Annotated in this window: 13 protein-coding genes; 5 read left to right on the plus strand and 8 right to left on the minus strand. The window is 65.3% G+C overall.

Annotated features, from left to right (window positions below):
- The first annotated feature begins 66 nt into the window (after positions 1-66).
- The 3 genes from NC4_RS36200 to NC4_RS36210 all read left to right on the plus strand — a co-directional run bounded on the left by NC4_RS36200 (position 67) and on the right by NC4_RS36210 (position 2,225).
- Positions 67-555, plus strand: a complete 489-nt coding sequence (locus tag NC4_RS36200; protein WP_067548273.1) for a DUF1203 domain-containing protein — start codon at positions 67-69, stop codon at positions 553-555.
- 115 nt (positions 556-670) lie between these two features.
- Positions 671-1,135 carry a RidA family protein gene (locus tag NC4_RS36205; RefSeq protein ID WP_245722169.1) on the plus strand — a complete coding sequence of 155 codons (465 nt, stop codon included), beginning with the start codon at positions 671-673 and terminating at the stop codon, positions 1,133-1,135.
- A gap of 94 nt (positions 1,136-1,229) precedes the next feature.
- Complete coding sequence (locus NC4_RS36210) at positions 1,230-2,225, plus strand: TIGR04222 domain-containing membrane protein (protein ID WP_157555439.1); 996 nt, start codon at positions 1,230-1,232, stop codon at positions 2,223-2,225.
- A 58-nt stretch (positions 2,226-2,283) separates the two neighbouring features.
- On the opposite strand, the gene NC4_RS36215 is transcribed toward NC4_RS36210, so the two are convergent.
- The 8 genes from NC4_RS36215 to NC4_RS36250 all read right to left on the minus strand — a co-directional run bounded on the left by NC4_RS36215 (position 2,284) and on the right by NC4_RS36250 (position 11,799).
- Positions 2,284-3,069 carry an SDR family NAD(P)-dependent oxidoreductase gene (locus NC4_RS36215; RefSeq protein ID WP_067548282.1) on the minus strand — a complete coding sequence of 262 codons (786 nt, stop codon included), beginning with the start codon at positions 3,067-3,069 and terminating at the stop codon, positions 2,284-2,286.
- 112 nt (positions 3,070-3,181) lie between these two features.
- Complete coding sequence (locus NC4_RS36220; RefSeq protein WP_067548285.1) at positions 3,182-4,036, minus strand: helix-turn-helix transcriptional regulator; 855 nt, start codon at positions 4,034-4,036, stop codon at positions 3,182-3,184.
- Positions 4,037-4,152: 116 nt separating this feature from the next.
- Positions 4,153-6,081: an ATP-binding cassette domain-containing protein gene (locus NC4_RS36225; protein WP_067548288.1), complete on the minus strand. Its 1,929-nt coding sequence runs from the start codon at positions 6,079-6,081 to the stop codon at positions 4,153-4,155.
- Between the two features lie 31 nt (positions 6,082-6,112).
- Positions 6,113-7,225, minus strand: a complete 1,113-nt coding sequence (locus NC4_RS36230) for a type III polyketide synthase (protein ID WP_157555446.1) — start codon at positions 7,223-7,225, stop codon at positions 6,113-6,115.
- A 196-nt stretch (positions 7,226-7,421) separates the two neighbouring features.
- The gene (locus NC4_RS36235) at positions 7,422-8,906 is read right to left on the minus strand and encodes a fatty acid desaturase (RefSeq protein ID WP_067548293.1); all 1,485 of its coding nucleotides are present in this window, start codon (positions 8,904-8,906) and stop codon (positions 7,422-7,424) included.
- A gap of 306 nt (positions 8,907-9,212) precedes the next feature.
- A complete protein-coding gene (locus tag NC4_RS36240) occupies positions 9,213-9,956 on the minus strand; it encodes an LppX_LprAFG lipoprotein (RefSeq protein ID WP_245722171.1) in 744 nt (247 codons plus the stop codon).
- 543 nt (positions 9,957-10,499) lie between these two features.
- A complete protein-coding gene (locus NC4_RS36245; RefSeq protein WP_067548299.1) occupies positions 10,500-11,207 on the minus strand; it encodes an alpha/beta fold hydrolase in 708 nt (235 codons plus the stop codon).
- Between the two features lie 223 nt (positions 11,208-11,430).
- Positions 11,431-11,799 carry a DUF1844 domain-containing protein gene (locus tag NC4_RS36250; protein WP_067548519.1) on the minus strand — a complete coding sequence of 123 codons (369 nt, stop codon included), beginning with the start codon at positions 11,797-11,799 and terminating at the stop codon, positions 11,431-11,433.
- Between the two features lie 330 nt (positions 11,800-12,129).
- Between NC4_RS36250 and infC the strand changes: the two genes are divergently transcribed.
- Both infC and rpmI read left to right on the plus strand, forming a co-directional pair.
- Positions 12,130-12,807, plus strand: a complete 678-nt coding sequence (gene infC / locus NC4_RS36255) for a translation initiation factor IF-3 (protein ID WP_084530120.1) — start codon at positions 12,130-12,132, stop codon at positions 12,805-12,807.
- Between the two features lie 64 nt (positions 12,808-12,871).
- Positions 12,872-13,066 carry a 50S ribosomal protein L35 gene (gene rpmI, locus NC4_RS36260; RefSeq protein ID WP_033090982.1) on the plus strand — a complete coding sequence of 65 codons (195 nt, stop codon included), beginning with the start codon at positions 12,872-12,874 and terminating at the stop codon, positions 13,064-13,066.
- Positions 13,067-13,146 lie beyond the last annotated feature (80 nt).

Here is a 13,146-nt window from a genome sequence, read left to right on the forward strand (position 1 = left end):
TCCCTCTGACTGCGCAACGTCCAATTCCCGCCAGTGCCACCCCTCCCAGCGCGCGAAGCTGAACTGATGACGACGCCCTACAAGGCCCTCCCCATCAGCCCCGAGGCCCTGAAAGCCCTCCGCGTCACCGACGACGCCGGAAACCCAACCGTCGCCTTCACCGACCCTGAGGGCGGCGCCCCCCTCCGCTGCTGCCTCCGCCGCAGCGCCCCAGGCGACCGCATAGCCCTCATCTCCTACGCCCCCCTCCGCCGCTGGGCCGCAGAATCCGGCGCCACCCCCGGCCCCTACGACGAACAGGGCCCCGCCTTCATCCACGCCGAACCCTGCCAACCCCCCAACCACAACACCTACCCCCTGATCACCGCCCCCCGAGTCCTCCGCCGCTACTCCACCGAAGGCCGAATCCTCGGCGGCCACCTCCTAACCGACACCGACCTCTCCACGGAAACAATCACCCAAGCCTTCACCGAAGCCTTCTCCGACCCAGAGGTAGCCCTAGTCCACGTCCGCGCCGTCGAATACGGCTGCTTCTTCTACGAAGTCCGCCGATAACCACAGCCATCCAGCCAGGCCGGTAGGTGAGGGGCGATCGCGGATAGCGGCCAGGGCCACGAAAAACCACCCCCTACCCCCGCATACTGACTCAGAGAGCACCATCGCGAAACGGTTGACGGAACTGGGAATCCAACTACCCCCGTCCCCCAAACCACCCCCGGGCCTGGTGACCCCGTTCGCCTGGGTACGCGTCTCCGGCCGCCGAGTCCTGGTCTCCGGCCACGGCGCCTTGAGCGACGACGGCCGCCCCGCAGGACCGTTCGGGAAGATCCCGAGCATGGTCCCACCGGATCACGCCTACGAATCCGCCCGAGCAGCCGCCATAGCCATGCTCGGAAATCTCCAAACCACCCTGGGCGACCTGGATCGAACCTCCGCCTGGCTCATGGTGCAAGGCATGATCAACGCCGACATAGGATTCGCCGGATCCACCACGGTGATCAACGGTTTCTCGGATCTGATCCTGGATGTGTTCGGACAGGAGATCGGGCGCCACGCCCGCACCGCGGTCGGCATGGCCACGCTGCCGCTGAACTATTGCGTGATCGTGGCCGCCGAGTTGGAGATCCGCGACTGAGCGTGCCCCGACCCACCGAAACTGGTGGCTCGCCAGGCGGAAACCCGCCGCCGGATACTGAGATCACCATTGGTGAGCTCTGGGGGTGTTTACGGTGGGAGATCTCTTGCTGTGGTTGATCTTCGGACTGCTGGCTGTCGCCGTCGCCGTCCGGATACAGCCGCTGGCGGCGCGTTCGGAACGCGAATTGTCCACGAGCGAAATGGCGTTCCTGCGAGCCGGTGCGCGCGGTGCGCTGGTCGCGGCGGTGACCGGGTTGGATATCGACGGTGCGGTCGGGCAGAACAGGCCGCGGACGAAGGTGAAGCGCATCGGAGCGGAACCGCCGCCGGATGCCGATGAGCTGGAACAGGCCATCTACCTCGATGTGGGCACGCCCGCGCGGTTGCGGGCGCTGGTCAGGAAACGCCGCACCGGTGCGGAATTGCGGGCGATACGGGATCGGCTTCGCGCCGACGGGCTGATTCCCCGGGCGTGGCAGCGGCAAATCGTCAAAGCGATTGCCGTCGTGCTGATTCCGGTCGCAGCGTTCGCCCGGCTGGTGACCGATAAGGTGAGCGGCTGGACCGTTGCCGCGCTGGCGGTGGCGGTGCTGGCCGGGCTGTATCTGCTGTGGAAACCCAAACGCACAGTTGCCGGTTGGCGGCTGTTGAACGCCCTGCGACGGGAGACGGAGCGGCTGCTCGAGGAGTGGCGGGCGGAGCCGGACTACTGGTGGGAGAAATCGCCTCAGGAGAATGTCGCGGCACAAGCCGGTCGCGATACCGCGCCCGGTGGGGAGGTTCCGCTGCGGGAGGGCGATGAGCCCGAAGACGGTGCGCCCGAAGGGTTCTTCAATACCCCGCGATCGCGCTTCAAGCGGTTGATGGGGATGGCGATGACGGGCAGTCTCGTCGTCAGCGATGGGGGTATGCCCTACGACTCTGCGGATTACGAGACGATGTGGGACGACGAGGGCGGATCGTCTTCAGGCGGTTGGAGTATGGGGGACTTCAGCGATATCGGCTGGGATCTAGGTGGCGACGGCGGTGGTGACGGCGGCGGCGGGGGCGGAGGCTGCGGCGGAGGAGGTTGTGGCGGCGGCGGTTAGTCGGGCCCCGGCCGGGTTGGAGCCCCGCACTCGATCGTGCGGGGCTCCAACGTTTTCGCTAGAGCATCGGGGAGGGAATCACGGAGACCAGGCCGCCGTCGATGATCAGATCCTGGCCATTGACGTAGGACGCCTCGTCCGAAGCGAGGAAGGCCACGGCATTCGCCACGTCTTCGGAGGTGCCGAAGCGAGCAGCGGCCACGCTGGCCATGACTTCGGGTTTCGCGTCCTCGGAGACATTGTCGTGGAACATCGGGGTGGCGATGTAGCCCGGGCTGACCGAGTTGACGCGGATTCGCCTGGGGGCCAGGTCCGCAGCGAGGGTATGGGCGAGGTTGTGCACCGCGGCCTTGGTCGCGGAGTAAACGGTGCCGTTGGTCAGACCGCGATGCAGGGTCCAGGACGCGTTGATGACGATCGACGAACCGTCCACCAGCAATGGAAGCGCCTGCTGGATGGTGAAATACACGCCCTTGAAGTTGATGCCGACAACGCGGTCGAACTCGTCCTCGGTGACGTCCCCGATGGCCTGGAACGAGCCGACCCCGGCATTGGCGAACAGCACATCGAGTCGGCCGTAGCGAGTGCGAACGGCCTCGATGAGGGCGTCCCGGTCGCCCCGATCGGCCACGTCACCGGCCACCGCGAGAATGCGGTCGCCCGCATCGGGGGCAGTCCCCGCGAGTTCCTTGACCGCAGCATCGAGTCGAGTCTTGTCGCGGCCGGTAATGACCACGTGCGCGCCCTCGGCCAGCAGCCGCTGCGCCGCGGCCAGGCCCATACCGCTGGTCCCGCCGGTAATGAGGGCGATCTTATCGGCGAAACGGGAGTTGCTCTGTGTCATGCCATTCAGCCTGCCGACCCTATCCGGTCGCAAACAGTGCGCAGCCAACCTGGGTCCGCCACCACCAGGTAGACCCGTCGGGGCGTGAGACCAGTGCCGGATCGCAGTGCTTTCAGGCCGAGGCGAGGGTGTTGCTGCGCGTCAGTTCGTCCAGGCGCTCGGCGGTGCCCGTGCCGGGACGGGGGTTGTAGAACTCCAGATGCCAGTCGGGCCGGTCGATCAAGGCCATGGTGGTCTTGTCGAAGACGAGGTCGCCGACCTCCGGGTGGCGGACGGCCTTCATCGATTGCGTGGGGGCGGCGACGTCGTGGCGGGCCCAGAGTTCATCGAATTCCGTACTGGCACTGCTGAGTTGGCCGATTATGCGCTGGAAGCCCGGATCGGCGGGGGAGTAGGCGACGTCGGCGCGGTAGGCGGCGACGACGTCGGGCGCGATCGCCTCCCATTCGGTGTGCATATCGCGATAGCGGGCATTGGTGAAGAAGGTGGTCAGGCAGTTGTTGTCGGTGTCGCCGTAGCCGAAGACCAGCCGGGTCGCGTTGTTGAAGGTGATGAGGTTCCAGTAGCGGTCGCGCAGAATGGCCGGGCGCGGGTTCCACGTATCGATGAGCCGGGACAGTTCCGGACTCACCGACGTGGAGTGAACGGGCCGCACGCGTGGAGGATTCAGCCCCGCGAGCACGAACAGGTGCGCACGTTCCGCCTCGTTGAGCTGCAATGCCCGGCCGACCGCCTCCAGGACTTCGGGGGAGGCGTTGATATCCCGCCCCTGCTCGAGCCACGTGTACCAAGACACCCCGACCCCGGCCAGCTGCGCCACCTCCTCCCGCCGCAAACCGGGCGTGCGCCGCTGCCCAACACTCACCAACCCAACCTCAGCAGGTGAAATCCGCCCTCGCCGAGCCCGCAGAAAATCCCGCAACTCGTCCCGCCGAGCCCGCCTCGCCGCCGAAGTCTCACCACCCATCTCTCGACTCTATCCACCCCGCACTCCACCCCCGCCACCGCCAACCTCGCCCGCGCATCAGTCCGGCCCGCGAATGCGAATGGCCCCCACCGTTAGGTGGGGGCCATTCCTGGTTTCTACTCGGCGACCGGCTGCGCCAGCAGCTTGGCCTCGGCCACGCGGCCGAAGTCGAGTTTGACGATCTGGTCGGCGAGGTCGAAGTAGCGGTCGTCGTGCGTGATCACGATGACCGTTTTGCCGCGCTCCTTGAGTTTGGTCAGGATCTCGCGGTAGAACACGTCACGGAACTTGGGTTCCTGGTCGGCGGCCCACTCGTCGAACAGGTAGATGGCCCGGTCCTCGAGTAGCGCGGTCAACAGCGCCAGCCGCTTGCGCTGACCCTGCGACAGGTTGATGGTGGACAGTCGCCCGTCCTGCACCGTCACCTTGTGCGAGATCTGCAACTCCTCGAGGTAGTGCCGCACCTCGTCGTCGATGCCGGGGCGATCGAAGCCGAGGTAGTCCTCGAACAGATGGAAATCGGTGAAGATGGCCGAGGAGTTCTGGCGGAACCACTCGATATTCTCGTGATCGATCGGCTCGCCGTTCAGCGTCAGCTGCCCGGTGCGCGGGAAGTACAGCCCCGTAATGAGCTTGGCCAGCGTGGATTTACCGCTGCCGTTGCCGCCGACGATGAAGGTGACCTGACCGGGTTCGAAGACCAGATCGATCGGGCCGAGATTGAATCCCGGCACATCCTCGCTCGGCGGCGGGGTCACCGGCACCGGAATGTTCTTGGTGGCGAACGGATTCACGAACCGATGCCCATTGACATCGGGCCGCGCGCCCGGATGCCCGCCCGGACCGCCCGGCCGCGGCGGATGCCCCGCCGGACCCGCACCCGGACGTCCACCGGGAGCGCCCGGACCAGGACCGGGATGCCCACCGTGACCGGCGCCCGGTCCACCCGGGCCCGGACGCCCGCCCCGGCCCGCACCCGGACCCGGCTGCGATTCGGAGCCCGGCGGCGGCGGAATCAGCGAAGGCGCTTCTCCCACATAGGTGTAGCCCACACCCGCCAGCTCCAGCCGAGCCTCGCCCACAATGGGCCGCTCGGTGTAGGGCAGCTCGTCCTCATTGTGCAGCGTGGCCATGGACAGGCTCATGGAGCGAATCTTGGCCAGCGCCACATCACCGCGCAGCAGGTCCGGAATGCGGTGCATGAAGTTCTGCATGGGCATGGCCAGGAAGGTCGTCACCAGGATGTACCCGAACATGGTGTCGCGGTCCAGCTTGAACGCCTTGGCCAGCACGAACAGGATGAGCCCCATGGTGGCCAGCTGCAGCAGCTGCCCGAACCCCTGCGCCACCGAGAATTTCGACCCGGCGTCGACATTCTGGTCGCGCAGTTCCCCGGCGGTGCCGAGGAGGTGCTTGTCCATGAAGTCCTTGCGCCGCCCCCGATGCAGCTTGAGCTCCTTGATGCCCAGCGTCACATTGGTGAACGACCGCAACAGGGCGTCGTCGTTCTCGCGCGCAGCCTGGTAGATCTTGCGCACCTTCTTGAGAATCGCTTCGACGGAAGCGATTCCGAGCAGCGTGCCCGCCACGGTGACGGCGAAGACCTTGCCGTCCACCATGAACAGGTACACGAAGCACCCCACGATGGTGGCGACGTCGATGCAGATGCTCGGAATGGCGGTCACGGCCTGCGACAGCGACCGCACATCCTCGGTGAGCGTCGCCATCAGGCGATGCATGCCCAGCCGTTCCAGATGCTCCAGCGGAGTCGAGACGATGCCATTGCTGAGCTGGGCGCGCAGCTGATAGATCGCATCCTGGGCGAGCCGGATGAGCAGCACCTGCGACAGCACGCCACTGACCAGGATGACCGCCACGGTCGCGGCGAAGCTCTGGACGGTGACCGCCGGATGCGGTTCCGGTGACACCACTCCCCGAATAAGTGTCACCAGGTAGGTATTGGCCACGCCGCAGACCAGGCCCGCCGCGATGACGGCCGCGATCCGCATCCAGGAGATCGAGATGAGAAATCTGATGAGTTGCATGATTGCTGCTCTCTGAGACGGCGGTTCGTCGTTACCGGCGAACGATGTCGAAGATCATCCCTTCGAGGGTGACGCCCGGTGCGAAGGAGAACGCCACACCGGTCGAGATGGGCTTGGTGGTCTCCGCCCGCTGAATCATCTGCTCCAGCACGAAGATCAGCGAAACGCTGAGCATATTTCCGTGCTGAGCAAGGATATCCCAGCTCAGGTCGGCGGTGTCGGCGGAAATCCCGAGCGAGGCCGAGGACGACTCGATGATCTTGGGGCCACCCGGGTGGATCGCCCACAGCTCGATATCGGACTTCTGCAAACCATTGCGGTCCAAGACTTCCGAGACCACCGGATCTACACCGTCGAAGATGTACTGCTGCAGGTTCTCCGACAGCTCGCAGGTAATGCCATTGTCGTTGACGCCGAGCACGATGCCGTCCTCCGCGCCGTCGAACAGGTAGCTGAAGGTATCGCGCAGCACCACCTTGCCGGGTGCGAGCGGCTGCTGCACCTGGGAAGCCCCGATGACAACGGCTCCGCAACCGTCACCGAAAAGGCTGTGCGTAATGGTGTGGATGATGTCGGTGTCGAACGCGGCATTGACCGAGCTGACCTCGATGCACACCACCATGGCCTTCTTGTCCGGGTTGGCGCGGACGTAATCCACCGCGGTGCGCACGCCGTTCATGGCGGCCGCGCAGCCCATGAAGTTGACCACCACCCGGCCGACGGTCTTCGGCAGGCCGAGTTCCTTCACGATGGCGACATCCACGCCGGGCGCGATGAAGCCGGTGCTGGTGACGAAGACCAGCAGCCCGATTTCCTCGGCCGCGGTATCGGCAGCGGCCAGGGCGCGCCCGGCGACGTCGACCGCGAGCGGTGCGGCGTAGCGGTAGTACAGGTTCATCCGCTCCCGGATGGTGGCGGGCTTACCGCTGAACTCCAGGAACTCCGGCTCCAGCGGATCGACCGCCAGGCGGCGGGTGTCGATCCGGGTCTTCTTGAAGACGCGGCGGATGCGCTCCTGGTGGGCCGGATCCTCGAACCGCTCCGCCACCCGCTCGGCGGCATCGGCCTGCTCGAAGATCTGGTCCGGCGAGCCGGTGGCAATGCCCTCGATGACCGCGACCGTGGTGGGCGGGGTCGGCGGCAGGCCCTGCTCGCCGAAGCCGTATTCGAGTTCATTGCCGGTGAATCGAGTTGCCGCGGTGGACAACCGAGTCGCGTTGGGCACAGCGCCCCCCTCGTCGATAGTGATAGACACGAAATTCTCCCCTTCTTTCGATATAGCTATGGCCGGCTACGCAATAGGCGGAGGCGCGGCCGATTCGACCGTGAGCGAAACAGGATCAGACTGTTCCGATTCCGGTGAATCCTTGAACCGTGTAGACCGCGGAGGTTTTCAGCGCGCCGGGGGACAAGTGCTCCCGGACGAATCCCCAATTGCGTTCCTTCGCTTCATCGGAACGAGACAGGAGATATACGCGAACCTGCTTCGGGAAACGGTCGGTGAAGAAACTCTTCGCCGGGAGCCATTCGACACCGAATTTCGCGGCCTCTTCGCGAACCACGTCCTCGGTCGCGATATTGGCGAAACCGCTGCGCTGATACGGCAGTACATGGTGCACCCGGTGCGAGCTCAGCCCGGCCGACAGGAAGCAGTCGACGTAGCGGTTGCCGACCACCTTCAGGTCGTAGGCCTGCTCGAGCTGGTTGATGGCCCAGTCCTCGGTATCGGACTCGATCTCCTCGGTGTCCATCTCGAAGTCGTGGCTGGCCACCACCAGGAAGGTGCTGACCCACAGGCTGATCACGAACTGCAGGACCCAGGCCCAGATATCGCCCATGATCAGGAAGACCAGGAACTCGCCGACCAGCAGGAAGCGCACGGCGAACGAGCCGATGAAGTGCGGCAGCGCCCCTCCCCAGGTGCCGTACATATCCTTGATGCCCACCTTGCGGGTGAGGCGGCAGACATCGAGCAGGCGCATGATCATGCCGGTCAGCGTGTGCCCGAGTTTGTGCAGGGTGTGGACCGGAATGCGGTAGAGCACCGGTACCCGCGTCATCATGGTGAAGACGTTCTTCTTGATGTCGACTTCACTCTGCGTGTGCGGGTGGTGCAGCAGCGCGTGCCCGTCCGCGGTCACGAACGACAGTGCGACGCAATTGAGGTCGAAGGCGTTCACCCAGATCTTGTTCCAGCCCTTCTGGGCCCGGTGAATCGCGTAGTGACCGAAGCCCGCCAGCGAGCTGCGCAGTACCACCATGGCGAAGACGAAGACCGGCAGCGGCATCCACGCCGGGACCGCCAGCCGCAGGCCCTGCACCGCGAAGTAGGCGATGGCCATCAACACCACGACGATGTTGAACAGCTTGTCCATCTTCTTGATTCGCGCCGCCAGCTCCGGCTCCTTGAGCCGCTTCTTGACCGCGTGCAGCAGATCGTTCTTGTCGTCGAACCGGTACTTCGGGGTGTCGTGCCAGGAATCGAAGCCCTCCTTGAACAGGAAGTCCGGCGCGTTCGCTTTGGGGTGGATATCCTCCGGTAGGGCTTCGCGATTGAGCGCGAACCGCTCGATCAGCTTCGAGATTCCCTCCGGGTTCTTGTGGTACGAACCGATAATGGAGGTGATATCCCGGTTTTTCGTGCGGCCGATGAAGAACTCGCCGCCGGGATGCTTGGAGATCCAGTCACTCAGGTCGTAGGCTTTGCCGTTGTAGACCCATACATTGGAAACCGGACGCGGACCGGGAGGGCCGTCGGGACGACGGAATTCGCTTTCCCCCGTGTCCTGCCCGCGCTCGTCCACGTCCTGGCGGTCGGTAGTCATCTCTTTCCTCCGTGTCCGATCGGCTGGTACCTGCCTGTTCCGCGCCGATCAGGCCTCATCACACACTGCCCTCGAGCGTTCTACATGAACTATCGTTGCCGGGCCTTGCATTCCACTGAACAATCTCTTAAACCATTAGCTTCGTTAGCGGGGCGTCTCCGGAGACCCTAGGAGCGGGTGCCGACAAGTTCCCGGCGTGACCCCTTCAATACGAAAGCCGGCCCGGGCCAGCGGATTACAGCCGTTGTCGGCGTTCCGCTATCCCGGACCGGTTCCGAACTCAGACTTCAGGGACGAGGGTGTCCCTTACCCCCCGACCTTGGGGACGGTGAATTCCTTGGCCCAGTTGGACAGCACCACCGAGATGGTGCCGGAGTCCTTGGTGACCACGGCCTTCACCAGGTTCGGGCCGGTGCCGGGCGAGGCGGCCTCGGACGGCAGCGTCGAGGTGGTGCCGGTCGGCGGGGCGACGTCCTTGATCCACACCGTGATCGGCAGCGAGCCGACGCCGTCACCGGCCTTGGGCACGACCGGGTCGATGACCGAGCCGTTGATGGTGCCGGAGATCTTCACCGTGTCGATGCCGTCGATCTTCTCCCGGGCCTCGGCCTTCGGGTTCTGGATCTGGGCGATGACATTGGCCAGGCCCTTGTCCTTGTCCAGGATGACGCCCGGATCGTAGATCTGCTCGGCCGGGCCGACCTTGCTGTACTTGGTGCCGTCACCGGCGTACAGGGTCTTGTCGTAGACCAGGAACTTGGTATCGGTGAACTCGGCCTCCGGCTTCAACCGGACCTTGGCGTCACCGATGGCCTGCCCCGCCCCCTGCGGCTGGTTGGTGACGTCGGCGGAGATGGTCTCCACCGGGAGGTTCGGCACATTCGAGACCGAAAGGTTGAAGTGGACCCACTGCAGGGTCTGGGTGGTGCGAGCGCATTCCGCCACGATCTGCGCGCCGTCGGGCAACTGGGCCGGCGGCGCCGCGGTGGTGGTGCCGGTGTCGTCGCTGGAGGACGAGCAACCCGCCACCAGAGCCGCGGCTACCGACACCGCCGCGAAGATCGGAGCGAACCGACGCAGTCGGCTGGAGGTTCGCCCTCGCGAAATAGAGTCAATCATGTACAACCCCCGTGGAGTTCGTTTCAACGCCGTTGTAAGGACAGCAGCCGCTGTCCCCGGAGTAGTATGCAGCACCGCGCCCGCGTTTCGCTGGGGCAGGAACGAATGCGGCATCCACTCAGCACCACATCGTTCCGCGCGCCACGTTCGATAACGCAGGGCCGCAACTTATTCCGGGGGATCCCTGCCGGACCCGCGTGACCAGCAATATTGCCGGACACGCGGACCGGCCCGTTTGTACGGCGCGCCGCCTACCAGCCCAATCCCGGTGTATAGCTAGATATTTGCCGAAGCGTGATCTTGCAATGATGTTTAAATGACGGCAACTACAGCGCGAGACAATAGAATACGCGCCGTACCGGCCGGGCGTCTCTCGAGTGGCCCTCGGGAAAACTTCTCGCAAATCTCTGGCAATTGATCGGAAACCGCTAGTGACAAATTGCTGGATCCGCTTTGCATGCCTCGCGGCCGCCGTCAGCGGTTGGCGGCCTCGTGCAGGATCTCGGCCAGCTCAACGGGTTTCGACCACATGGGCCAGTGGCCGGTGGGCAGGTCGACGTAGTCCAGGTGATCGGCGTCGAAACGGGCGAGTTCGGCGAAGATCGGCACCTGCCCCGCCTCCGCGCCCTGCCGCACCACCTCGCTGGGCCAGCTGGTGCACACCAGCGTGGTCGGAACCGACAGCCGGGCATCCGAATCCGAGAGCTTCAGCGCCGCGCCCGCGACCCCCGCCGGAACCGGCACCGCCCGCTCCCGGAACCGCGCCAGCGCCGCCTCGTCCAGCCCCTCCAGGCTATTCCCGTCCGCCTCCACCTGCGCCCAATCCCCAAGCGGAAACTCCGCCGCGTCCCCCAGCGCCGGAATCGCCGTGAACCCATCCGGCAACGGCGCGGTATCCACATAGATCACCCGCGAAAACCGTTCCGGCGCAAGGTCGGTCGCCAAATACGCGGGCAGCGCCGCCCCCGAATGCGCCACCAGCACCACCGGTTTCGGCGCCGCCGCGACAATCGCATGCGCCTGATCCGCGATCGTCGCCCCCAGCCGCCCCGGATCCTCCCCGTCCAGCCCAGGCAGCGTCAACGCCACCACCTCGTCCCCCCGCCGCCGCAATTCCTCCGCGACCTCATCCCACGCCCACGCACCAAGCCAGAATCCAGGAGCCAGAACCATGTGTGCCATGCCCCGAGCATTCCACGCCGGACCGACATCCGACCCATGGATCGGTCAGGGTCCCCAAGCCCGTGGCTGCCCCGCCGAGCAAGGGAATCATGCCCGCCGGGTCACGTACTTCAACCTCTCGGGCTCCTCGAAGTCGGATCCGAGTGCGACTACAACGCCCTCGTGAATAAAGAAGGGCGGAAGGATAACCCGCTCGCCGACTTGGGGCGACGGCGAACTCAGGTCAGTAGACGGGGCCGGTGTACTTTTCGCCGGGGCCGGAGCCGGGGGCGTCCGGGTGGGCGGAGGCTTCGCGGAAGGCGCGCTGGAGGGATTGGAGGCCGTCGCGGATGGGGCCCGCGTGGGGGCCGAGGTATTCGACGGAGGCGGTGACGAGACCGGCGAGGGCGGTGATGACGCGGCGGGCCTCGTCGAGGTCGAGGTGGGGGCTGGCAGAGGGGTCGTCTTCGCCGAGGCCGAGTTTTTCGGCGGCCGAACTCATGAGCATGACGGCGGCGCGGCTGATAACCTCCACCGCGGGGATCTCGGCCAGTTCGCGGACCACTTCGCCTTCGATGAGCGCCGATTCCTCGTTCACACGTGCCTCTGTCATGGGGTAGAGCATGGCATCGAGCGGGTTGTCCCAGGTCGCGGGGGAGGCCGATTTCGGGATCCGCCCAGGTGGCTGTTAGACTGACCTGCGACGATCGCCCCAGACCGGTTTTCATGACCGGACCGGGGCTTTAAGTGGAGCCCGACTCCCACCGTCAGCCGCGAGGTTGAACGGTCCGGTCGCCCATCTTTTTCTCGGATGGGTTCCTCGCTGGGTTCGCCCAGCTGGGGTGCGATGCGCAGTGTTTGCGTCGTGGATCGGTCGACTCGGGCCCCGTGTTGGTGAAATACCAATGCGGGGCTTTCGTGTTGGAATTGGGGTTGCAGTTTATTGCTTGCGGTCGTTGACGAACCGCTTGACCTAGGAGGCCCCATCAGCACTGAGACCCGCATCAACGATCGCATCCGCGTACCGGAGGTCCGCCTCATCGGACCCGGTGGCGAACAGGTTGGGATCGTGCGTGTTGAAGATGCACTACGCGTCGCCCAGGAGGCTGATCTCGACCTGGTCGAGGTCGCACCGGACGCGCGCCCGCCGGTATGCAAGATCATGGACTACGGCAAGTTCAAGTACGAGACCGCGCAGAAAGCGCGTGAGTCCCGGAAGAACCAGGTCCAGACCGTGATCAAGGAGCAGAAGCTCCGCCCGAAGATCGACGACCACGACTACGCGACCAAGCGGGGCCACGTCATGCGGTTCCTCGAGGCCGGGTCGAAGGTCAAGGTCACGATCATGTTCCGTGGTCGTGAGCAGTCGCGTCCGGAACTGGGTTACCGACTCTTGCAGCGGCTGGCCTCCGACGTCGCCGATCTCGGTTTCGTCGAAACCTCGGCCAAGCAGGACGGCCGGAACATGACCATGGTCCTCGCGCCCCACAAGGGTGCGAAGACGCGGGTGAAGGCCCAGCAGTCGGCTTCGCAGACGCGTGAGAGCGCGCCCGCGGCCGACAGCGCCCCGGCCGCCGATGCGGCGGTCGAGGCTTCGGGTGCTGACGTCCCGCAGCAGTAATAACTAACAGCATTGGCGGAGGCGGGTTCACCCCTGCCTCCGGCACGAGAGAAATGGTGAATCCATGCCGAAGATGAAGAGCCACAGCGGAGCCTCGAAGCGATTCAAGGTGTCCGGTTCGGGCAAGCTGCTCCGTCAGCAGGCGAACCGTCGCCACCTGCTCGAGCACAAGCCGACCACCCGCACTCGTCGTCTGGACGGCGTGGAGGTCGTGGCGAAGGCGGACGTCGCTCGCGTCAAGAAGCTGCTCGCCAAGTAAGTCGGCCGAGCAAGCCAATTCGCGATCCGTTTCCGCGGACGCATAAACCGACCAACACCCGGGCGCAACCGCAGCGCCCC

The sequence above is a fragment of the Nocardia crassostreae genome, assembly GCF_001613405.1.
Taxonomy (GTDB): Bacteria; Actinomycetota; Actinomycetes; order Mycobacteriales; family Mycobacteriaceae; genus Nocardia; species Nocardia crassostreae.